The 22051-nt window shown below is 72.0% G+C and carries 21 protein-coding genes; 14 read left to right on the top strand and 7 right to left on the bottom strand.

The window, feature by feature from the left end; translation table 11 throughout:
* Nucleotides 1–133: 133 nt before the first annotated feature.
* Together BMY07_RS09025 and BMY07_RS09020 are read right to left on the bottom strand one after the other, a co-directional pair.
* Nucleotides 134–460: a YnfA family protein gene (locus BMY07_RS09025; protein WP_092776458.1), complete on the bottom strand. Its 327-nt coding sequence runs from the start codon at nt 458–460 to the stop codon at nt 134–136.
* Between the two features lies 1 nt (nt 461).
* Nucleotides 462–1367, bottom strand: coding sequence for a M15 family metallopeptidase (locus BMY07_RS09020; RefSeq protein ID WP_245782289.1), 906 nt, complete (start codon nt 1365–1367; stop codon nt 462–464).
* A 133-nt stretch (nt 1368–1500) separates the two neighbouring features.
* On the opposite strand from BMY07_RS09020, the gene BMY07_RS09015 reads away from it, so the two are divergent.
* Both BMY07_RS09015 and BMY07_RS09010 read left to right on the top strand, forming a co-directional pair.
* On the top strand, nt 1501–2265 hold the full coding sequence (locus BMY07_RS09015) for a S1 family peptidase (protein ID WP_092776452.1): 765 nt from the start codon (nt 1501–1503) through the stop codon (nt 2263–2265).
* Between the two features lie 43 nt (nt 2266–2308).
* On the top strand, nt 2309–2734 hold the full coding sequence (locus tag BMY07_RS09010; protein ID WP_092777272.1) for a GNAT family N-acetyltransferase: 426 nt from the start codon (nt 2309–2311) through the stop codon (nt 2732–2734).
* Here the strand turns inward: BMY07_RS09010 and BMY07_RS09005 are convergent.
* Together BMY07_RS09005 and BMY07_RS09000 are read right to left on the bottom strand one after the other, a co-directional pair.
* Nucleotides 2707–3540: a class I SAM-dependent methyltransferase gene (locus BMY07_RS09005; RefSeq protein WP_092776449.1), complete on the bottom strand. Its 834-nt coding sequence runs from the start codon at nt 3538–3540 to the stop codon at nt 2707–2709. The two genes, BMY07_RS09010 and BMY07_RS09005, sit on opposite strands and share 28 nt — an antisense overlap.
* Before the next feature lie 42 nt (nt 3541–3582).
* A complete protein-coding gene (locus BMY07_RS09000) occupies nt 3583–4743 on the bottom strand; it encodes an 8-amino-7-oxononanoate synthase (protein ID WP_092776446.1) in 1161 nt (386 codons plus the stop codon).
* 72 nt (nt 4744–4815) lie between these two features.
* Between BMY07_RS09000 and BMY07_RS08995 the strand changes: the two genes are divergently transcribed.
* From BMY07_RS08995 to BMY07_RS08970, 6 genes are all read left to right on the top strand, one after another.
* Entirely contained in the window at nt 4816–5907 is a 1092-nt protein-coding gene (locus BMY07_RS08995; protein ID WP_092776443.1) for a cobalt-precorrin-4/precorrin-4 C(11)-methyltransferase, read from the top strand.
* A gap of 31 nt (nt 5908–5938) precedes the next feature.
* Nucleotides 5939–7114, top strand: a complete 1176-nt coding sequence (gene cbiE / locus BMY07_RS08990; protein WP_092776440.1) for a precorrin-6y C5,15-methyltransferase (decarboxylating) subunit CbiE — start codon at nt 5939–5941, stop codon at nt 7112–7114.
* A 449-nt stretch (nt 7115–7563) separates the two neighbouring features.
* Nucleotides 7564–8409, top strand: coding sequence for an alpha/beta hydrolase-fold protein (locus BMY07_RS08985; RefSeq protein ID WP_143073412.1), 846 nt, complete (start codon nt 7564–7566; stop codon nt 8407–8409).
* A 52-nt stretch (nt 8410–8461) separates the two neighbouring features.
* Nucleotides 8462–9406, top strand: coding sequence for a hypothetical protein (locus tag BMY07_RS08980; RefSeq protein ID WP_092776434.1), 945 nt, complete (start codon nt 8462–8464; stop codon nt 9404–9406).
* A 143-nt stretch (nt 9407–9549) separates the two neighbouring features.
* Nucleotides 9550–10761: a uroporphyrinogen-III C-methyltransferase gene (gene cobA / locus BMY07_RS08975; RefSeq protein ID WP_177215503.1), complete on the top strand. Its 1212-nt coding sequence runs from the start codon at nt 9550–9552 to the stop codon at nt 10759–10761.
* A gap of 58 nt (nt 10762–10819) precedes the next feature.
* Nucleotides 10820–11524 carry a hypothetical protein gene (locus tag BMY07_RS08970; RefSeq protein WP_143073411.1) on the top strand — a complete coding sequence of 235 codons (705 nt, stop codon included), beginning with the start codon at nt 10820–10822 and terminating at the stop codon, nt 11522–11524.
* A 50-nt stretch (nt 11525–11574) separates the two neighbouring features.
* Here BMY07_RS08970 and BMY07_RS08965 read toward each other — a convergent pair whose 3' ends face one another.
* Nucleotides 11575–12564, bottom strand: coding sequence for a helix-turn-helix domain-containing protein (locus tag BMY07_RS08965; protein ID WP_245782288.1), 990 nt, complete (start codon nt 12562–12564; stop codon nt 11575–11577).
* Between the two features lie 347 nt (nt 12565–12911).
* On the opposite strand from BMY07_RS08965, the gene aspS reads away from it, so the two are divergent.
* The 6 genes from aspS (at nt 12912) to BMY07_RS08935 (ending at nt 20238) form a co-directional block, all read left to right on the top strand.
* Nucleotides 12912–14732, top strand: coding sequence for an aspartate--tRNA ligase (gene aspS, locus BMY07_RS08960; RefSeq protein WP_092776423.1), 1821 nt, complete (start codon nt 12912–12914; stop codon nt 14730–14732).
* Nucleotide 14733: 1 nt separating this feature from the next.
* Entirely contained in the window at nt 14734–15666 is a 933-nt protein-coding gene (locus tag BMY07_RS08955; RefSeq protein ID WP_092776420.1) for a DUF389 domain-containing protein, read from the top strand.
* Between the two features lie 174 nt (nt 15667–15840).
* Nucleotides 15841–17067, top strand: coding sequence for a hypothetical protein (locus BMY07_RS08950; RefSeq protein WP_342741530.1), 1227 nt, complete (start codon nt 15841–15843; stop codon nt 17065–17067).
* An 82-nt stretch (nt 17068–17149) separates the two neighbouring features.
* The gene (locus tag BMY07_RS08945) at nt 17150–17995 is read left to right on the top strand and encodes an SGNH/GDSL hydrolase family protein (protein WP_092776417.1); all 846 of its coding nucleotides are present in this window, start codon (nt 17150–17152) and stop codon (nt 17993–17995) included.
* A gap of 10 nt (nt 17996–18005) precedes the next feature.
* The gene (locus BMY07_RS08940; RefSeq protein WP_092776414.1) at nt 18006–19112 is read left to right on the top strand and encodes a pyridoxal-phosphate-dependent aminotransferase family protein; all 1107 of its coding nucleotides are present in this window, start codon (nt 18006–18008) and stop codon (nt 19110–19112) included.
* Nucleotides 19113–19191: 79 nt separating this feature from the next.
* Complete coding sequence (locus BMY07_RS08935) at nt 19192–20238, top strand: zinc-dependent alcohol dehydrogenase family protein (protein ID WP_092776410.1); 1047 nt, start codon at nt 19192–19194, stop codon at nt 20236–20238.
* Between the two features lie 41 nt (nt 20239–20279).
* Here the strand turns inward: BMY07_RS08935 and ssuE are convergent, their stop codons facing one another.
* Nucleotides 20280–20816, bottom strand: coding sequence for an NADPH-dependent FMN reductase (gene ssuE, locus BMY07_RS08930; RefSeq protein ID WP_092776407.1), 537 nt, complete (start codon nt 20814–20816; stop codon nt 20280–20282).
* A 15-nt stretch (nt 20817–20831) separates the two neighbouring features.
* Nucleotides 20832–22043: an acyl-CoA dehydrogenase family protein gene (locus tag BMY07_RS08925; protein WP_092776404.1), complete on the bottom strand. Its 1212-nt coding sequence runs from the start codon at nt 22041–22043 to the stop codon at nt 20832–20834.
* Nucleotides 22044–22051: the final 8 nt, after the last annotated feature.

The following is a 22051-nucleotide window of genomic DNA, read 5'->3' as shown; positions in this document are numbered from 1 at the left end:
GTTCGGCCGAGACCGCGGCGCGGGGGTGAACACCGTTGGGGCATCTGGCCGACAAGGGTGGTTCCCGCTCCGCACGGTCCATTCCAGGGTCGCGTCGCCTGTGCGCAGCGTTACAGCTCTCACCTGGTGGTGATCACCCACGGGGGGCGTACATGATCGCCGCGACCCCCGCCAGGCACAGGGCGGCGCCGAGCAGGTCCCAGCGGTCGGGGCGGAAACCGTCCACGACCACGGCCCAGGCCAGCGAGCCCGCCACGAACACCCCGCCGTAGGCGGCGAGGACCCGGCCGAAGTGGGCGTCGGGTTGCACTGTCGCGACAAATCCGTACGCGCCGAGGGCGAGCACCCCGCCGAGCACCCACAGCCAGCCGCGGTCCTCGCGGACGCCCTGCCACACCAGCCACGCGCCGCCGATCTCGGCGATGGCCGCGAGCAGGAACAGCGCCACCGACCGCAGCACGTCAGCCGCCGGTCGCGCTGAAGTGCTGGCGGTCCACCGGGGACGTCCACGTGCCGCCCCAGGTCCAGCCGATCGCGGTGAACGCGCGCACGACGGGGTCACCGGAGTAGAGCATCCCCGGTCGCTTCCGCGCCCTGTCCACATAGGAGGAAGCCAGCTCCGGCAGCACCAGCTTCCCCTTGGTGTAAGGGTTGCAGAACGGGTTGATGTCGATCGCGAGGCCGTAGGCGTGCGCCGACCACGTCGTGCCCGTGCGGACCGCGCGGCAGACGAACGCGCCGGTGTTGTTGCCATCGCCGGTCGGGGGGAGATCCAGCTCGGGTAGCGCTGTCACCCGCATCTCCTCCAAGGGGAACCGGTTCGCGAACAGCGTCCCGAACACCTTGGTCACGTCTTGCGCCACCCGCGCGTTGACGATCATCTCGCCGGTGTGCGCTTTCCCGTCGAACCCCCAGAACGACATCGTCAGGTACCGCAGCTGACCCGCGGTCACCGGGCACCCCGACTGCCAGGTGCTGCGCCGCAACACCGCCGTGGGCACCTCCGACACCGTCGCCGCGTACCTGCCGTCCGCGGGCGGCGGCAGCACGTCGCGAGTCGGCAGTGACCGGTTCACCAGGACCGCGGGCGTCGGCAGCACCTTCCCGAACCCGTCCGCCCCCAGCGGCAGCGGCTCCGCCCCGACCACCCACGTCTCGGTGGGCGCCTGCGTTGTCACCGGCGGGGCCGCGGTCACCGGGACCGTCGTGGTCGCGCTCGTGGTCGGCGGGATGGCGGTGGATGGCGCGGTGGTCGCCACGGACTCGCTGGTCGGGGCCGCCGCGCTGCTGGAGGCGGCGCGTTGCTGTTCGGGCGTCACGCACCCGGCGGCGAGCAGCAGGCACAGGGCGGGCAGGAGGCGGCGCACCTGCCCAGCATGCCGTACCCGGAAAGTTCCACCCGTTCGAGCGACAGCGCAGAGTAACCGTTCGGCTCCGATTTGACCTACCGTGTCGACCTGCCCGAACCCCCGCTGGATCCCCCCGACAGGAGACACACCCATGGGGCTCTACGCCCGCCGCATCCTCGGCGCCCTGGCCGCCGTGGCGATCCTGGTCGCGTTGCTCGGCCAGTTGTTCCGCGCCGACGCCTCCGAGCAGATCGTCGGCGGGCAGCGCGTGCCGATCGCCGACCACCCGTACGTCGTGTACCTGGCCACCTCGAACGGGTTCCAGTTCTGCGGCGGCACCCTCGTCGACCGCGACAAGGTCGTCACCGCCGCCCACTGCGCCAAGGCCTACCCCCGCGACCGGGTCCTCGTCGTCGCGGGCCGCGAGGACAAGAGCAGCACGGACGGGGTGACCGTCGGCGTCAAGGACATCTGGGTGCACCCCGACTACCGCGACGTGACCCTGGGTGACGACGTGGCTGTCCTCACCCTCGCCGAGCGGGTGCCGTACCGGCCGCTGCCGGTGGCCACCGACCGGGCGATCTACACCCCCGATGCCCCGGCCGGGATCCTCGGCTGGGGTCGCGTGGCCGAGACGGGGGCCGCGTCCCGCTACCTGCTCGGCGCCCAGGTCCGCCTGGTGTCCGACACCGAGTGCGCGGTCGACTACGACAACTTCCTCGACGACTCCATGGTCTGCGCGGGCCTGCCCGAGGGCGGTATCGACACCTGCCAGGGCGACTCCGGCGGCCCCCTGATCGTGGACGGCAGGCTCGTCGGCATCTCCTCGTGGGGCCAGGGCTGCGCCGAGGCGGGCAAGCCCGGCGTCTACACCCGCGTCGCCGCGTACGCCGATCTGATCGGCGACCACCTGTGATATCCACGGTGGCGTGACGCTTCACGCCGCCCCCGGGCCCGAGATGACCGCGGCTGACCTCTACGCCGTGCTCACGCTGCGGCTTCTCGTGTTCGTGGTGGAACAGACGTGTCCGTACCCCGAGTTGGACGGCCGCGACCTCTTGCCCGACACCGTGCACGTCTGGTGGCAGCCGGACACCGAGCCGTTGGCCTACCTCCGCGTGCTCGGTGCTCCGGGCACCGTGCGCCGCGTAGGTCGCGTGTGCACCGCCGCCACCGCTAGAGGCACCGGCCTGGGCAGCAAGCTCATGGCCGCCGCGCTCGACATCGTCGGTCCGGACGAGAGCGTCCTAGATGCCCAACTTCCCGCCCAGGCCCTCTATGCGAAGTTCGGCTATGTGCCGGAAGGCGAGCCCTTCGACGAAGACGGCATCCTGCACATCCGCATGCGCCGCCCCGGTCAGTCCTTGACCGCGACGAGCGTGTAGCTCGCCGCGAGCCGCTCGGGCTCCGACGTCAGCCGCCACTCGCCATCGGCCGACTCGGTCATCTGGCCGGGCAGCGCGTTCCACGGGACGCTGTCGTGCTCCTCCAGCAGTGTCAGCCGCAGACCCCGCTCCAGCAGCGCGGTCACGATCTCGCCGAGCCCGTGGTTCCAGGTGTGCGTGTACCCCTGGGTGAACGCCACGTCGGTCGCGACGTAGGTGTCGTACTCCTCGAACACCAGCGGCTCGACGTGCTCGAAGTACGGGTACCGCAACACCGGCCGGTCGGCCTTCTCGTCGAGCGCCCACAGCAGCGGGTGCGACTCCCGCAGGAACAGCCGCCCACCCGGGCGCAGCAGCCCGGCCACGACACCGGCCCACCGGCTGACCGAGGGCAGCCAGCACAGCGCCCCGACGCCGGTGTAGACGAGGTCGTAGCCGCCCGGGTCGAGCACGTCGAGGGCGCGGTACACGTCGGACTCGTGGAAGTCGACGGTGTCCCCGGCCAGCGCGCGGGCCTGGCGCAGCGACTCGGCGGAGAAGTCCAGGCCGCTCATCCGCGCGCCGAGCCTGGCCAGCGACAGCGTGTCGGTGCCGATGTGGCACTGCAGGTGCACGCCGCGCACGCCGGTCAGGTCACCCAGCCGCGGCCGGTCGAACCGGACCACGTCGCTGAGGTGGGTCGGGTCGGCGCGGAACCGCTCGAAGCCGTAGTCGGCGGACGCGGCGTGGGCGGGCGCGCGTTCGTCCCACTTCGCCTTGTTGACCGCGATGTACTCGGCTTCCTGGTACTCGGGTTCCTGGTCCATGCCCCGCATGATCCGGGCCGGGGCGGCCGCTCGGCCAGTCGATTACCGGGGGGCGCAGCGGGTGATGACGTCGACCGCCCGGTCGATGTCGCTCTCGGTCAGGTCCGCCCGCGCGGTGAGCCGCAGGCGTGAGATCGAGTCCGGGACGGACGGCGGGCGGAAGCAGCCGACCCACACCCCGGCCGCGCGGCAGTCGTTCGACCACGTGAGGGCCGCGTCGGGGGAGGGCGCGCGGACCGACACCACTGCTGCGGTCGGGTCGCTCACTGCCAGCCCTGCTGCCTTAAGGCGCTCAGCGAGAGTCAGCGCTACCTCCAGCACCCGCGCTGGGCGGTCTGGTTCTTCCTTGAGGATGTTGAGCGCTGCGAGCGCGGCCGCGACGCTGCTCGGGGCGAGGCCGGTGTCGAAGATGAAGCTGCGCGCGTTGTCGACCAAGTGCTTGATGACCCGGCGCGGGCCCAAGACCGCGCCTCCTTGTGCGCCAAGGGCTTTCGACAGCGTCACCGTCGTCACCACGTCCGGTGCGCCTGCCAGTCCGGCAGCCGCGACCGCGCCCCGGCCGCCTTCACCAAGCACGCCAAGGCCATGCGCGTCATCGACGATCAGCGCCGCGTTGTTCTCCCGGCATACCTGCGCGAGTTCGTCCAATGGAGCCAAGTCACCGTCAACGCTGAACACGGAATCGGTGACATAGACGGCGCGTTCGGTCCGTCGCGTCGAGAGCGCGCGCCCTGCGGCGGCTGGGTCGGCGTGCCCGACCACCGCTACCTCCGCGCGGGACAGTCGACATCCATCGATCAAAGAGGCGTGGATGGCGGAATCCGTGACGATCGAGCAGTTCTTCCCCGACAGCGCGGTCACCACTCCGAGGTTCGCCGCGAACCCCGACGAGAACACCAGCGCCGCCTGCGTCCCGCAGAACCGGGCCAGGTCGAACTCCAGCTCGCTGTGCAGCTCCGTGGTCCCGGTGACCAGCCGCGACCCGGTCGCCCCCGCGCCCCAGCGCAGCGTCGCCGCCGCGGCCGAGCCGGTCACCCGCTTGTCGCGGGCCAGCCCCAGGTAGTCGTTGCCCGCGAGGTCGAGCAGGTCCGAGTCGTGCCCGCGCGGCCGCAGCTGCCTGGCCAACCCGGCCCGGCGGCGGTCGTCGGCGTGCGCGTCGAGCCAGTCGAAGACCTGCTCGGCGGGGCTGGGTGCGTCGTTCACGCAGCGAGTCTGACACCGGCCACCGCTCGGGGTGCCCAGGGGGCGGGGCAGGCCGGACGATACGGTCGGGCCATGCGTGGCGCCGTGAGTTTCGTGGGAGCTGGACCGGGGGCGGCCGACCTCATCACCCTGCGCGGGGCGGCCAGGATCGCCGAGGCGGACCTGGTGCTCTACACCCCGAGCGCGGTCGACCCGCTGTGGCTGCGCGAGCACACCAAACCCGACGCGGACCTCGTCGACCACGCCCGGCTCGCCGCCGACGAGCTCGCCGAGCTGTACCGCAGGCTCGCCAGCAGGCACCACCGCGCCGTCCGGCTCGTCGCGGGCGACCCGGCGCACTGCGCCGACCTGCGCGAACAACGCGAGCTGTGCGCGCGGCTCGGGCTCGACACCGAGGTCGTGCCCGGGGTGTCGCCGGTGTCCGCCGCCGCGGCCGCCACCGGTAACGCGCTCGTCGAGACCGCGGGCGCCGACACCGTGGTGGTCACCGAGGCCGACTTCGAGCGGGTACGCGAACTCGCCGCGGACAGCCGCACGCTCGTAGTGCACGCCCCGGCCGCGCGGGCCGCCGAACTGGTCGAGGCTCTCCTCGGCGCCGGGTTGGACTCAGAGGTACCGGTGGTGGTCGCGCACAAGATCAGCTGGGTGGACGAGACGCTGCTGCGCACGACCATCGGTGAACTCGTCGCCGACGTGAAGGGCGCCAACCTGTGGCGCAACGCGGTGTTCCTGGTGGGCGACGCGCTGCGCCAGGCCAAGCCGAGGGCGGGGTACGCGCCGCGCGAGACCGAGACGGGCAAGCGGTGGACCTCGCGGTCGTGGCGGTCGAACGGCACCTGGTCGCGCCGCTCGTTCCCGGAGCCCGCTCCCGCCGTCGGCGATCCCACAGCCTGCGATCCCACCGTCGAGGATCCTGCCCCGGCGGGCGCTGTCGAACCGGAGTCGGCTGAGCCCGGGTCCGCCGAGTTCGTGTCGGTCGAGCCCGTGGTGGCCCGGTCGGAGCCGGCTCCCGCCGAGCGGGCGCCGGACGCCCCGACGATCGAGTCGGTGCCCGAGGTGCCGGTCGCCGCGGAGCCGAAACCGGTGGTCAAGCGGGCCACGGCGACCAAGAAGCAGCCCGCGCGCCCGACGCGGACCGGCGCGAGGCGCACCACGAAGAAGTGAGTCCCGTTCACGGGCGTGGTCGAATACCGCCATGACGGTGACCGTTCTAGGTGGCCTGGCCGCGGCTGGTCAGGCCGTGCCCGGTGGCGCGCTCGACGCGGCGGACCTGGTCGTCGGGCCGAGAGCGCTGCTCGCGGGCTACACCGGGTCGGCGCGCGTGATCGAGACCGCCGGTCCGCTCACCGGTGCCGCGCTGGACTCCCTCGCCGCCGCCGACGCCGCGGTCCTGCTCGTCGCCGGTGATCCCGGCTTCTTCGGCGACCTGCGGGTGCTGCGCGAGCGCGGCGTCCAGGTCGTGGTGCGTCCCGGGATCACCGACGTCCAGCGCCTCGCGGCGATGCTGCGGCGCCCGTGGGACGACATCACCGTGGTCAGCGCGCACGGCCGCGACTTCCGGCACGCGGTCAACGTCTGCCGCGCCCGCAAGGCCGTCGCGGTGCTGACCGCTCCCGGCGCCGGTCCGGCCGAACTGGCCAGGGAACTGCGCGGCTGGCGGCGCGCGATCGCGGTGCTGGAGGACGTCGGCGGCCAGGCCGAGAAGCTGTCCATTGTGGACGTCACCGAGGCGGAACGGGCGCGCTGGCGGGAGCCCAACCTGGTGCTGTGCCTGACCTCCATCGACGCCGTTGGCGCGGCCCGGTGGATCGCGGGCGGCGAGCCGGTGCCCCCGCCCGGCGGCTGGGCGCTGCCCGCAAGCGCTTTCGCCACCCGCGAGGGCCTCGGCGTCGCCCCGGAGATCAGCGCGCTGGCGCTGGCCAGGCTGGCCCCGCGGCCGGGGGCGCTGCTGTGGGATGTCGGCGCGGGCTCCGGTGCTGTCGGCATCGAGGCCGCCCGGCTCGGCGCCGCCGTCATCGCCGTCGAGCGCGACCCGGGGCTGTGCGTGCGGATCGTCGCCAACGCCGCCGCCCACGAGGTCGATGTCCGGCTGGCCGACGGCGAGGCGCTGACCGACCTGCCGCGGCCGGACTCGATCTTCCTGGCCTCCGCCCGCCCCGACCTCGTCCGCGCGTGCGCCGCCGCGGGCGCGGACCGGGTCGTCGTCCTGGTCCGCGAGGTCGACCGCCTCACCGAGACCCGCCAGATCCTCGTCGGCGCCTGCTACGAGGTCGACGGCTGCCACCTCACCACCGCCGCCCTGACCCCCACCGCGGACGGCACCACCCTCACCCCCGCGAGCGCCACCGCGCTGATCTGGGCCACTCGCTGATCACGGTCAGTACCAACGTGGACACGAACCGTGCGACCGGGAGCCCCGGATCGCGAACTGGTCCACGTCCGCGGCCGAACACGAGATCAACTTGAAGCCGTAGCCCGAGTGGCACCGGAATCGTTCACCGATGGATGGCGTAAGAGGCGCGGGTGGTGGCAAACGGCCTTATTGGCGTTGGGCTGAATGCGCCCGATCTGGGCCATGCCGCTGGTGAAGTGGTGGTAGCGCTAGAGATCGCGTAACCCGATTGGCCGGGGACGATTGTCGGGGGACGGTAGAGCTACCAGTTGCCAGTTAGGTCTATCCGCACAAGCGTTGCGCCCCTTGTGAAGGATCACAGGCGGACTGGGAGCGCTCTCCCGGCAACCGTTTCACTACGGAGCGCCCACGCGACGGCAGTAGACCAATAGGATTCGGCCCAGGGGTCCGTGAGGAGCGGAGAACTTGTGAACACTGCGCGAACTGTTCGACTGTCGCGGCGCTCGGTGCTGATGGCCGGGGTCGGGCTGGGTGCCGGGCTGGTCGCCGGGTGCCAGCAGCAGGCGTCGCCGTCTGCGCCACCGAACCCCGTGATCGGCAGCAAGACGCCGACCAGCGAGATCGCGCCGGTGGTCACCGGCAGGAACCTGTCCGCGGGCCGCTACCGCGAGGTCGACATCGTCATCATCCGCCCGGAGGGCATCCCGCCGGAGCCGATCCCGGTGTGCATCGCGCTGCACGGCGGCTGGGGCGCGGCGAAGGTGTTCCTCGACTACGGCGTGCCGCAGGTGCTGACCCAGATCGTGCGCGACGGGGCGCCGCCGTTCGCGGTGGTGGCCGTCGAGGGCGGCAACTGGATCGGCAACAAGGACGACGACCCGCACCGGATGCTCAACGAGGACCTGCCCGGCTGGCTCGACTACCACGACCTGGCGACCACCCCGTTCTCCGTGGTGGGCTTCGGCGAGGGCGGCTCGGCCGCGCTCAACCAGGGCCGCTCGCCCGGCTTCCAGGCCGTCGCCGCGATCAGCCCCACCCTCTACAGCACCTGGGACTCCGCGCAGCGCGCCAAGATGTTCAACGACCAGGCCCAGTGGGAGCGGCTGGAGCCGCTGCGGCACACGATGGAGCTGGGCAAGACCCCGATCGGCCTGTGGTGCGGCACCGAGGACACCGAGCGCCTGGAGCTGACCAGGCAACTCGCCCAGAAGGTGAAGGCGGTCAAGACCGCCTACGACCCCGGCGGCCACGACGACGCCTACTTCCGCCGGGCCATCCCCGAGGCGCTCAAGTTCGTCGCGGGCTACCTGTAGCCTTGCTGGTCGGCGCCCTCGTCCGCGCCGACCACGACCTGGGGACCTGCGAATGACCGACCGACCCGACCAGCCCGAGCAGCCGAGCGGTCCGGAGCCGACACCGCCACCGGTGCACCCGTCGCGGTCGCGCACCGACCACACCGGCGCCATCCAGCTCGGCATCGTCCCGCTGCGGCCGCTGAGCCTGCCGGACTTCGTCGGCGGCACCGTGAGCGCGCTGCGCCGCAACGCTGGGGCGCTGCTGGGTGTCTCGCTCGCCGTCGCGCTCGGCGCCGAACTGCTGCGACTGCTGCTGAGCACCCTGTTCATCGGCGACATCCCCACTGCGGCGGTCGTCACCGGCACCGCCATCGACTGGGACGTCGCCGGCCGCATCCTGGGCGACCTGGCCATCGGCCTGGCCGCCACCGCCGTGCTCGGCCTCGTCCTCGCCGCCGCGGTCAACATCGTCATCCCGCGCGCGGTGTTCGGCCACGCCACCGGCGTCCGGCAGGCGCTGCGCGAGAGCGTCCCCCACCTGGGCAGGCTCCTCGCCACCACGCTGATCATGGTCGTGATCCTCGGCGGCCTCGGCTCCATCGCCGTCCTGGCCATGGTCGCCGCGGGCGGCGCGGGCATCCTCATCGCCCTGCCCCTGCTGGTGGGCATCATCTACCTGTCCATCGCGTTCACCTTCGCCCGCTCCCTCGTCGTCGTCGAGGGCCTCGGCCCGGCCGCCGCCCTGGACCGCTCCCGCCACCTGGTGCGCGCGGGCGGCTGGTGGCGGGTGGCGGGCATCACGACCCTGCTGAACGTGGTCCTGGGCATCTTCGGCCTGGTGATCACCACCCTCTTCGACCGAGTCAGCAACTCCAGCTCCCTCGGCGGGACCCTCGCCATCATCCTCGCAGGCTCCCTCACCGGCGTCGTCGTCATCATCTTCGAGTGCCTCCTCTACATCGACTACCGCGCCAGGACCGAGGGCATCGAGGGCCTCTGGCTGAAGGCAGGCTGACCACCGGACGGCCGCCATCCCGGGCGGTGTCCTCCGCCCGCGCCGCTCGATGACACTCACCGGTGTTCACCGCTCGTTCGCTCCGTCACACTGTCGGGCGGCGGTTGCGGGTCCGGGGCCGGGGACCGGGCATGCTGTCCGGCATGGCAGTCGAGCAGCACTATCTCGCCGGGTTGGACCTGGCTGGGCGCCGTGTGGTCGTCGTCGGGGGTGGGACGGTGGCGCAGCGGCGGTTGCCGCGGTTGGTGCGGTCCGGTGCGGTGATCGAGGTGGTGTCGCCGGAGGCCACGCCGTCGGTGGAGGCCATGGCGGACGCGGGTGAGATCGCGTGGCACCGGCGGGTCTACCGGGCTGGTGATCTCGCGGATGCTTGGTATGTCTTGTGCTGCACCTCGGAGACGGCTGTCAACGCGGCGGTAGCGGAAGAGGCTGAGCGGACAAGGGTTTTCTGCGTTCGCGCGGATGCCGGGAGTGCCGGTAGTGCTGTCACGCCCGCCACGGGTGACCACGATGGTCTGCTCGTTGGCGTACTCGCGGGCGGTGAGCACCAGAGGTCCGCTGCCATCCGCGACGGTTTGCTTGACGCGCTCAGGGAAGGCCGGATCGCGGACCAGGAACGGGAACCCGCCGGCGTGGCTCTGGTCGGCGGCGGTCCGGGAGACCCCGAGCTGATCACCGTGCGCGGCCGCCGTCTGCTCGCGCGCGCGGACGTCGTGATCGCTGACAGGCTCGGCCCGCGCGACCTGCTCGACGAACTAGCCCCCTCCGTCACCGTCATCGACGCCGCCAAGATCCCGTACGGGCGGGCCGCGAGCCAGGACGCCATCAACGACGCCCTTGTGGAGCACGCCAAGGCAGGCAAGTTCGTGGTGCGGCTCAAGGGCGGCGACCCGTACCTGTTCGGCCGTGGGTTCGAGGAGTTGATCGCGTGCGCTAAAGCAGGCGTGCCGGTCACCGTCGTGCCGGGCGTGACCTCCGCGTTCTCCGTTCCCGCTGTCGCCGACATCCCGGTGACGCACAGGGGTGTCGCGCACGAGGTCGTAGTCGTTTCAGGGCACATCGGCCCTACTGACCCCAACACGCTCACCGACTGGTCCGCGCTGGCCCGGCTCGGCGGCACCATCGTCGTGATGATGGGTGTGGACAAGCTGGCGGCGATCGCCGAGGTCCTGATCAGCGGCGGGCGGGACAAGACGACGCCGGTCGCGGTAATCCAAGAGGGCACTACCCGGTCTCAACGCGTCCTGCGTTCCACATTGGACCGTGTGGCCGATGACCTGCTCGAAGCCGGGATCCGGCCGCCCGCGGTGACCGTCATCGGCCCCGTCGCGGACCTACGTACCGCGCTCTCTTAGCAGAACAATCAGTACCCGTACTGCGACGACTACGGATTGTTCCGCGTATGTCCGGACGGTGATGGTGAGGGTCCACAAACCGGAGGAGACCCTCACCGTGGCCTACGCGATCGACCCGTTCCTCAGCCCGAGCACGCACCCGGGTGACTTCACCGTGTCCGTCGAGCCGCTGTCGGTGCGGGTGGGCAGGCCAGGTGGGGCTGTCGCCGCCGTCGTGACGCGGGCGGGCGGGGAGCGGCACACGCTGACCATGTCGGTCACCGGTCTGCCCTGCGGGGCGCTGGCGACGTTCGAGCCGAAGGTCGTCGAGGCGGGCGAGACCACCGAGCTCAGCATCGCGATCTCGGAGAAGGCGAGCCCCGGCGTCTACCCGGTCACCGTGCACGCCACGGCGCCCAACGGCATGACCGCGCGCGCCTACCTCTCACTGACCGTCGACGACGCCACGACGCACAGTGGCATCCGGGTGCGGTTGGTGCCCGAGGAGTCGACGACGCAGCCGGGTTTCCTGACCCAGACGCGCGTCACCGTCTCCACGGACGAGCCCGTGGAGCTCAGCGTCGGCGGCGTGCCACCGGGGACCCGGGCCACGTTCAGCCCGGCGCGGTTGCCCGTCGGTGGTGGTGCCTGCACCCTGTGGATCTTCACCAGCCCGTCCGCCGCCCCCGGCGCCTACCCCGTCGTCGTGTCGGCGGCGGGAGCGCACGGGCGCGTCGGCGAGGCCATCTTCACCCTGACCATCACCGGGTGGGACCGGCCCTAGAGCCGGTCCCCGCGGTACTCGTTCCTCGGGAACACCCGGACCAGCGGAAACTAGTCCGGCCACTCCCAGCGCACGCAGAGGATCCCGGGACCGAAGTCCAGGGCGACCGCGTGCGCCTTGCCGTCCAGGGTCACGTCCAGCTTGCGCCGGTTGGTCACCTGGTCGTCCATGTCGACGGTGTACTGCTCCAGGTACGCCGGTAGCGCCCTGGGGTCGAACCTCAGCTCGAGCACGAACTCGCGCACCGGCCCCGGGAACTTGCGGCAGTAGCTGTCGTCGCCGCGCGAGTAGGGCGGACCGGGGTGGCGCAGCACGTAGTCGACGATCGTCGTCTCGCCGCGGTTGAGCGGCTGGTCGAGCAGGATCTCCGCGGCCACCAGGCCCGCGGTGGGGTCCTGCGCGACCCGGCCGATGCGGCAGGTGTCGCCCGCGACGATCTCGGGGAACGGTCTGCCCGGCACCTCCAGGTCGTAGACCAGCAGCGTGCGATCGGCCCCGTCCCGCTCGGCGCGGAATACCTGGCGGATGTTGAGGGCCTTCTCGCCGCGGTCGACGGCGATCTCCATCTTGTCGTGCTGGCTGATCTTGGTCAGCGCGCTGTCTGTCGTGTAGTCGATGCGCTTGAGCAGGTGCGACACCGGTTCGCTGTTGCCCCACAGTGCCTCGACGGTCAGCCGGGAGGACTCGCGGTTGACCCGGCCGCGCGGCCGCGGTGGGCCGAGCAGCGCGATCAGCGAGCCGGTGGGCACCCCGAGGACGTCCTCCAGATGCCCGAGCGCGGCCAACGACTCCGCCCGCTCGGGCCTGCGGCGCCCGGACTGCCAGTAGCTCAGCGCCGTGACGCTGATCGACACCCCGCGTGCGCGCAGCCGGTACTGGATCCGGTCGAGGCTCAGACCACTGGCCTGGATCGCCGACCGCAACGCCGTGGGGAACGCGTCGGCCGCCAGCGACTCGGGCTGCTCGGCCGTCAACGCATGGCGGACACTCCCGTTCTGGTGAAGCTCACGAACTGGCTCGCGGGTGATACCGCTACCCATGTTCACTCCCTGGGTTACCCCTTACGCCCTGACGGTCACATTACGTCTTGGGGGGCCCGCTGGGTAGCGTCAGTGTTAATTCATGGGTAACCGGATCACTCCTGGGGGTCACCGGATAGCCTGAATGGCGCCGGTCTTATACCGCCGAACGGTCCATGAGAACCGTCCATAGGGGTCACCGGGACCGTTCCCATTCCCAGTCGCCGCCGCGCGTCCCGGCACCGTGGCCAGTCAGCATAAACCTGCTCGACAGGCCCCCCGAGGGGTTGGTTAGCCTGACCGACTAGCCGGTACCACTCCGCTGGTCGCCGCGAACATCCCATGATCTGGACAAGAAGAGGCACACCGTGATCCGCACGCACGAGGCAGGCGCCCTCCGGACCGAGAGCACCGGGCAGACCGTCACCCTCGCCGGGTGGGTGGCGCGCAGGCGCGACCACGGCGGCGTCATCTTCATCGATCTGCGCGACGCCTCGGGCGTGTCGCAGGTCGTCTTCCGCGAGGGGGAGATGGCCGAGCGCGCGCACCGCCTGCGCGCCGAGTTCTGCGTGCGGGTCGTCGGCGAGGTCGCCGCCCGCCCGGCGGGCAACGAGAACCCCGAGCTGCCGACCGGCGCGATCGAGGTGCTGGCCACCGAGCTGGAGGTGCTCAGCGAGTCCGCGCCGCTGCCCTTCCCGCTCGACGACCACCTGACCGTCGGCGACGAGGTCCGGCTGCGCTACCGCTACCTCGACCTGCGCCGCAGCGCCCCCGCGAAGGCGCTGAGGCTGCGCAGCGAGGTCAGCCGGGTCACCCGCGACGTGCTGCACGCCGAGCGGTTCGTCGAGGTCGAGACCCCGACCCTGACCAGGTCGACCCCCGAGGGCGCCCGCGACTTCGTGGTGCCCGCCCGGCTCAAGCCCGGCTCCTGGTACGCGCTGCCGCAGTCGCCGCAGCTGTTCAAGCAGCTGCTCATGGTCGGCGGCCTGGAGCGGTACTACCAGATCGCCCGCTGCTACCGCGACGAGGACTTCCGGGCCGACCGGCAGCCCGAGTTCACCCAGCTCGACATCGAGATGAGCTTCGTCGACCAGGAGGACGTGATCGCGCTCGGCGAGCGGATCATCGGCGCCATCTGGCGCGAGCTGGCCGACCACGAGATCACCGGGCCGCTGCCGCGGCTGTCCTACGCCGAGGCGATGTCGCGCTACGGCTCCGACAAGCCCGACATCCGCTTCGCCGTCGAGCTGACCGAGCTGACCGGCTACTTCGCCGAGACCCCGTTCCGGGTGTTCCAGGCGCCCTACGTCGGTGCCGTGGTCATGCCCGGTGGCGCCTCGCAGCCGCGCAAGCAGCTCGACGCCTGGCAGGAGTTCGCCAAGCAGCGCGGCCACAAGGGCCTGGCCTACGTGCTCGTCGGCGAGGACGGCACCCTCGGCGGCCCGGTCGCCAAGAACCTGTCCGAGGCCGAGCGCGAGGGCCTGGCCAAGGCCGCGGGTGCCGAGCCGGGCGACTGCGTGTTCTTCGCCGCGGGCAACCCGAACGACGCCCGCGCGCTGCTCGGCGCGGCCCGCCTGGAGATCGGCAAGCGCTGCGGGCTGATCGACGAGTCCGCCTGGGCCTTCGTCTGGGTGGTGGACTTCCCGATGTTCGAGGAGGCCGCCGCCGCCCAGTCCGCCGGTGACGTCGCGGTGGGCGGTGGCCGCTGGACCGCGCTGCACCACGCCTTCACCTCCCCGACCCCGGAGTGGGTCGACCGGTTCGAGCAGGACCCGGGCAACGCCCTGGCCTACGCCTACGACCTCGTGCTCAACGGCAACGAGATCGGCGGCGGCTCGATCCGTATCCACAACAAGGAGGTCCAGGAGCGCGTGTTCGGCGTGATGGGCCTGGACAAGGCCGAGGCGCAGGAGAAGTTCGGCTTCCTGCTCGACGCCTTCGCCTTCGGCGCGCCCCCGCACGGCGGCATCGCGCTGGGCTGGGACCGGCTGGTCATGCTGCTGGCCGGGCTGGACTCCATCCGCGAGGTCATCGCCTTCCCGAAGACCGGCGGCGGCTTCGACCCGCTGACCGCGGCGCCCGCGCCGATCACCGCCGAGCAGCGCAAGGAGGCCGGGATCGACTTCAAGCCGACCAAGCCCGCCGTGCCTGCCGTGCCCGTCGAGTCGGGCGGCCAGGCCCAGGCCTGACTTGCTGCACCTGAGGGTCCTCAGCCCGCGCGACAGCACCGAGCGGGCGCTCGGGGTGCTGCGTGAGCACCCCGGCGCCACGCACCTGGTGCTGGTGCGCGGCGCGGCAGTCGACCCCGAGGGCGACGTCATCGAGGCGGACGTCGCCCGCGAGGCGGCCGACGAGGTCCTGGCCGCGCTGTGCGAGCTCGGCATCGACCGCGACGGCGGCATCACCCTCGAACAGGTCGACACCTCGCTGTCCGACGCCGCCGACCGCGCCGAGCGCGACGCCCCGGGGCAGGCGGCGGACGCGGTGGTGTGGGAGGAGCTGGTCGCCCGCACCGGCGAGGAGTCGCGGCTCAACGCGACCTTCCTGGCGTTCCTGACCATCTCCTGCCTGCTCGCCGCGGCCGGGGTGATCACCGATTCCGCGGTGACCATCGTCGGCGCCATGGTCGTCGGCCCGGAGTTCGGCCCGCTGGCCGCGCTGGCGGTCGGCCTGGTCCGCCGCCGCGGCGACCTGGTCCGCCGGGCCGCCACCGCGCTGGGCGTCGGCTTCCCGCTGGCCATCGCCGCCGCGGCGGCGCTGACCTGGGTCGGCAACCGGGTGGGGCTGCTCGACGCCCGCGCGATCAGCGGCGACCACCAGGTCGACTTCGTCTACCAGGTGGGCCCCTGGTCGCTGGTGGTCGCGGTCCTGGCAGGCGCCGCCGGGATGCTGTCGATGACCTCCGCGAAGTCGGCCGCCCTGGTCGGGGTGTTCATCTCGGTCACGACGGTCCCCGCGGCCGGGTACATCGGGGTCGCGGCCGTGCTGGGACAGTGGGAGAAGGTGTTGGCCTCGGCCGGTCAGCTGGCGGTCAACCTGGTGGGCATCGTGGTCGCCGCGGCGGTCGTGCTGCTGACCCGCGGGCGGGCCGCGTCCAGGACGAGGCCGCTCGCCCGCGGCTGAACCTCCCAACCGCTGGGAACCGCGCGGTGGGTGACCCACCGGAATGCGTCGAGGTGCTGTGATTTCTTGGCAGGTCGCTCGTCGGGAGGCCTGCCCGACCACTACGGTCTTCTCGGCGAGAGTGCTGACCGGGCCGCCGTCGGCCCCCTACGATCGGGAGCAGGGTCAGAGGAGATGAGTGTGGAGATCGCCGCCGATCCGCCGGGCACCGGCGAACCGGACGGCCCAGGCGAATCCGAGCAACTCGCGAGCGCGGAGGTGCTGGCCACCGTGGTGGCCGCCGAGTCCGTGCTCAGCAAGCGCTTCGGCGCGCGCATCCACCTCGCCGAACCCGAGGACCTCGGCGGCAGTGAACGGTCCATCGTGCTGCGGGTCAAGGTCGCCGCCAGCCCCTTCTCCCTGCCGCGCACGCTCGCGGTCAAGCGCTACGTCCGCCCGGCCGGTGGCGCCACCCGCGACAGCTGGGTGCGCGAGGCCGTCAGCTACCAGCTGTTCACCGCGCTGGCCGCCGAGGACCGCATGTGCCCCGAGCTGTTCGCCCACGACAGCGGCACCAGCCTGCTGGTCATGGAGGACCTCGGGCGCGCGCCGACGCTGGCCGAGAAACTGCACGGCGACGACGCCCGCGCCGCCGAGGGCGCCCTGCTGTCCTGGGCCAGGTCCCTGGGGCGGCTGCACGCCTCCACCGCGGGCCGCGAGGCCGACTTCGACGCGCTGCTGCGCAGGCTCAGCCCGCCCAAGTCCAAGGACCCGCTCACCGTCGACGGCCCCGTGGCCGTCGAGGCGCTGCCGCTGCTGCTGGCAGGCGAGTTCGGCGTGGACACCGCGCCCGCCGCGTGGGACGCCGCCCGGCGCACCCTCGGTCTGCTCGACACCGCCCGGCACCGCGCGTTCAGCCCGTCCGACTCCTGCCCGGACAACAACCTGATCACCAACCGCGGCGTCCGGTTCCTCGACTTCGAGGGCGGCTGCGTGCGGAACATGATGTTCGACGCGGCCTACCTGACCGTGCCGTTCCCGTCCTGCTGGTGCGCCTACGCGCTGCCGCCGGGGATGACCGACGCGATGCTGGCCGCCTGGCGGGCCGAGGTGCGGGTCATGTGGCCCGACCTCGACGACGACGCCGTGCTCGGGCCCCGGCTGCTCGACGCCCAGGTGTTCTGGGTGTGGCTGACCACCTGGCAGTTCCTCACCGTGCCCGACCTCGAACAGCTGGGCTCCGGCGGCTCGGTGCCCAGGCCGCACCAGGCCGACGTGCTGGTGGCCCGTTGGACCGGTCTGGCCGCCGCCGCGCGCCGGGCCAAGTCGGTCGCGGTCGCCGAGCACGCGGAGGCCGTCGTCACCGGCCTGCGGTCGCGGTTCGGCGAGCGTTCGCTGCCGCTCTACCCCGCGTTCGACTGACACCGAAGTCTTCGCCCGGCCGACCCCGCGCGGACACCGCGATCTCACCGCCGGTGAGCCATCGGGTCGCATCGTTGTCCGCGTGACCGCGCTGGGGATCGAACGCAGCAGCACACCCGTACTCCCGACCTCGACCACGTGGACCGCGAGAACGCTGGCGGTACTCGGCGACTCCACCACCGTCGGCATCGGCGACCCGCTGCCGGGCGGGCGCTGGCGCGGCGTCGGCCCGCTGCTGGCCGCCGCGCTCGGTGCCGAGGTGCACAACGTGTCCGCGACCGGCGCCAGGCTCGGTGACGTGCGCGCCACGCAACTGACCCTCGCCATGGCCGCCGCCCCCGACGCCGCGGTGGTGATCGCGGGCATGAACGACACGCTGCGGTCGGACTTCGACCCGGTCGCGATGTGCGCCGACCTCGCCCACGTGGTGATCTCGCTGCAGGAGCGGGGCACCGTGGTGGCGCTGGTGCGCTTCCACGACCACGCGCGGGTGTTCCGGATGCCCGCCGCGCTGCGCCGGGCGCTGCGCACCAGGATCGACCGGCTCAACTCGGTCATCGACGCGGTGGTCGCCGAGACCGGTGCCGCGCTGGTCGACCTGGACGTGCTGCCGGGCGCCTACGAGACCGCGACCTGGAGCGTGGACCGGCTGCACCCGTCCGAACTCGGGCACCGGATGCTGGCCAAGGGGTTCGCCGAGCAACTGGCCGCCCGCGGCTGCGCCGTGCCCGCCCCGGTGAGCCTGGTCTGCGAGGGCGGGCTGCGGCCGGGACCGCTGGCGCACTTCGCCTGGCTCGTGCTCAAGGGCATCCCGTGGCTGTGCAAGCGCGGCGGCGACCTGGTGCCCTACGCGCTGGGGATCATGCTGCGCGGCCACCGCGAACCGCCCTGTGGACAGCTCGGCGCGGAGCGGGTGGCGCGTCCGTAGAGTTCGGGGCATGGCACTTCTCGACCGCACCCTGCTCGGCCCGGGACCGTCCAACCCCTACCCGGAGGCGACGGCCGCCCTGGCCGCCCCGCTGCTGGGGCACCTGGACCCGGAGTTCCTCCGCGTGCTCGACGAGACCTGCGACCGGCTGCGCCGGGTGTGGGGCACGCACAACGCGCGCACGCTCCCGTTGTCCGGCACGGGGTCCATCGGCATGGAGGCCGCGTTCGCGAACTTCGTCCGGCACGGCGACGTGGTCGTGGTGGCGGTGAACGGCCTGTTCGGCGAGCGGATGGTCGACGTCGCGGGCCGCTACGGCGCGAACGTGGTGCGGGTCGACCACGACTGGGGCACCCCGGTCGACGTGGAGCGGGTCCTCGCCGCGCACCCGGAGCCGTCGCTGGTCGCCGCCGTGCACGCCGAGACCTCGACCGGTGTCCTCAGCGACGTCCGCGCGTTGTCCCTCGCCGTCCACAAGCGCGACGAGCGCGCCCTCGTCCTCGCCGACTGCGTCACCTCCCTGGCGGGCATCGAGGTCGCCATCGACGCCTGGGACGTCGACCTCGCCTACTCCGGCACCCAGAAGTGCCTCGGCGTCGCCCCCGGCCTCGCCCCCTTCACCGTCTCCCCCCGGGCCTGGGACCGCCGCGTCCAACGCCCCCCGACCTGGTACCTCGACCTCAACCTCATCGGCGCCTACGTCGACGGCACCAACGGCGGCCGCACCTACCACCACACCGCCCCCGTTGCCATGATCGCCTCCCTCCACGCCGCCCTCGGCCGCGTCCTCGACGAGGGCCTGGAGCAGGTGTGGACCCGCCACCACGCCGCCGGAACCCTGCTGCAGCAAGGATTGCGGGACCAGGGCCTCGAACTCTTCGCCGCTGACGGCCACCGCCTCCCCGAACTGACCACCGTCCGCGTCCCGGCAGGGGTCGACTCCGCGAGGGTCCGCCAGATCCTGCTCACCGAATACGGCATCGAGATCGGCGCGGGCGCGGGCGCCTTCGCCAGCTCGGTCTGGCGGATCGGCCTGATGGGCCACAACGCCCGCCCGGACCGAGTGGAGTTGGTACTCGCCGCCCTGCGGGCCGCCATCGCCAAGGCCAAGGCCTGAGAGTCCGGGGCCTGGGAGTCCGACCTGAGTGTCCTGAGAGTCCGACCAAGAGTCTGTCTACTGTGGAGGGTTGTTGAGTATGCGCGGCACTGTGCTGCACGGGACCGGGGATGTGCGGCTGGAGGACATGCCGGAGCCGGGGGTGTGGCGGGCGACGGACGCGGTGGTTCGGGTGGTGGCGTCGTGTGTGTGCGGGTCGGATCTGTGGGGGTATCGGGGGATCGCGCCGGTCGAGGGGCCCAAGCGGATGGGGCACGAGTTCGTCGGGGTGGTCGAGGCGGTCGGGTCCGAGGTGCGGACCGTGCGGCCGGGGGACTTCGTGATCGCGCCGTTCGCGGTCAGTGATGGGACGTGTGCGCACTGCCGCAACGGGATCCACACCTCGTGCGAGCGCGGCGGCTACTGGGGCGGCACGGCCCGCGCCGGGCACGACATCGACGGTGGGCAGGCCGAGTACGTGGTGTCCCCGTTCGCCGACGGCACCCTGGTCGCCACCCCCGGGTTCCCCGACGCCTCAGCCGTCCCCGGTCTGCTGACCCTGTCCGACGTCATGGGCACCGGTCACCACGCGGCGGTGTCCGCGAAGGTCGGCCCCGGCGACAAGGTGGTCGTCGTGGGTGATGGCGCGGTCGGGCTCTGCGCGGTCCTCGCCGCGTCCCGCCTGGGTGCGGAGCGCGTGGTCGCCATGTCCCGGCACGCCGACCGCCAGGCCTTGGCCACCGCGTTCGGCGCCACCGACATCGTCGCCACCCGCGGCGACGAGGGCGTGGCCGAGGTCAGGGACCTCCTGGGCGGCGGCGCCGATGCCGTGCTGGAGTGCGTGGGCACCAAGGAGTCCATGGACCAGGCCCTGCACGCCGTCCGCCCCGGCGGCCGCCTCGGGTACGTCGGCGTCCCCGCGGGCGGTCCCGAGTTCCCCGTCCGCCACCTCTTCGGCAACAACATCGCGGTGGCCGGGGGAGTGGCCCCGGTCCGCGCGTACTTCGACGACCTGCTGCCCGCCGTCCTGAACGGGGAGATCGACCCGGGGCGGGTCTTCGACGCCGAGTACCCCCTCGACCGGGTGGCCGACGCCTACACCGACATGGACAACCGCAAGGTCATCAAGCCGCTTCTGCGCCCGTGACAGCGAACTCGCCGTTGGGCTTACCCAACGGCGAGTCCCGCCTAGACAACCCCCACGGGTAAGACCCGCGAGAACGTGTCGACCACCGACAGCAGCGGCGCCTCCGCGTCCGGGTGCAGCACGACCCCAGACCCGGTGACCTCGATGTGCCGGTCCAGCACGAACCACCCCGGCACGATGTGGTGCGCCCCGAGCGAGGACAGCACCGGCCGCAGCGCGTAGTCCAGCGCCAGCACGTGCGCCGGGCTGCCCCCGGTCAGCACCGGCAGCGCGGTCTTGCCCGCCAGCGCGAACTGCGGCAGCAGGTCCAGCAGGGTCTTGAGCAGTCCCGAGTACGCGGCCTTGTAGACCGGCGACGCCACGACCACCCCGTCGGCGGCCTCGATCGCCGCGGTGACCTCCGCGATCGCCGGGTCGGTGACGTCGGCGTGCAGCAGGGCGGCCGGGGGCAGGTCGCGCACCAGCACCAGGCGCACGTCGTGGCCGTGGTCGCGGAGCCTGGCCGCCAGGTGGCCGGTCAGGGCCGCGGTGCGGGAGGTGGCCGAAGGGCTGCCGGAGAGGACGACGATCGAGGACAACGCAACCTCCAGTGGTCAGGAGTACCAGGTGGGTTCGGGGATCTCGTCCCGTAGGACGAAGACCCCGACCTCGCGTCGCTTGTAGGCGACCGGGTCGTGCAGGGTGTGCGTGCGGACGTTGCGCCAGAAGCGGTCCAGTCCCTCGCGGGCGGCCGTGGCGCGGGCGCCGGTGACCTCGAAGATGCCGCCGGTGATCTCCAGCGCCACCTCGGTCGCGCGGGCCTTCACCGCGGCGACCCGCACCTCGTGCTCGCCGCGTTCGCGCTCGGTCACCACGTCCGGGTCCTGGTGGATCGCCCAGCCCTCGGCGGCGACCTGGTCGGCGAACGCCTCGACCGCCCACAGCTTCGCGGTCAGGTCGCCGTACACGTCGAGGACGTAGGGCTCGTCCACCGACCGCTCTTGGCCGCCGTGCAGCCACGCCCGCGACTTCTCCACGGTGTAAGCGCGCGCGGTCTCCAGTGCCCCGCGCGCGATCCCCAGGTAGAAGCTCACGAACACCAACTGGATCGTGGGCACGTTCAGCGTGTTGTAGACCTTCGGCGTGAACTCCTTGTCGACGTACCCGGCTGCCGAGGCCCAGTCGACCCGCACGCCCGAGATGGTGACGCTGCCCGACTCCGTCAGCCGCTGACCGATGTTGTCCCAGTCATCGTGGAAGGTGAGCCCCTCGATGTCGGATGGCACGATGGCGAAGATGTGCTTGTCGGTGCCCTCCAGGACACCCTCCAGCACCGTCAGGTCCGACACCTTGCTGCCGGTGGAGAACGACTTGCGTCCGTTGTAGACGATCGTGTCGCCCTCGTCGGTGATGACGACGTCGTCGTCGCGCGGGTTCACCGCGCCACCGAAGAACAGCCGGTTCTTGGTAGCCAGCTCCTCTACCGCCAAGATCTGCTCCGGCGTACCGACCAGCCGCGCGGCCCAGAACCACAGGTAGTGGTACCCGAGCAGTTGCCCGATAGAGCCGTCGGCCTTCGCGATCTCGCGCACGATCCGGTACGCGGTAGGCCAATCCTGTCCGCCTCCGCCGTGCTCGACCGGTCCGAGCAACGTCACCAGACCGGATTCCTTGAGCAGCGAGACTTCCGCGTGAGGGGTCTTACCCTCACGGTCGCGCGAGACAGCGTCAACGGCCAGCAGTGCCGATACCTCGGCCGCACGGGCCAACCAACCGGTGGTGGTGGTAGGAGTGGATTTGGCCCAATCAGTGTCTGTGGTGGTCATGGTCCCTG

The organism is Actinokineospora terrae, from assembly GCF_900111175.1.
GTDB lineage: Bacteria > Actinomycetota > Actinomycetes > Mycobacteriales > Pseudonocardiaceae > Actinokineospora > Actinokineospora terrae.
Note: the sequence above shows the minus strand (reverse complement) of the source record. Positions and strands in the feature narration are given on the sequence as shown.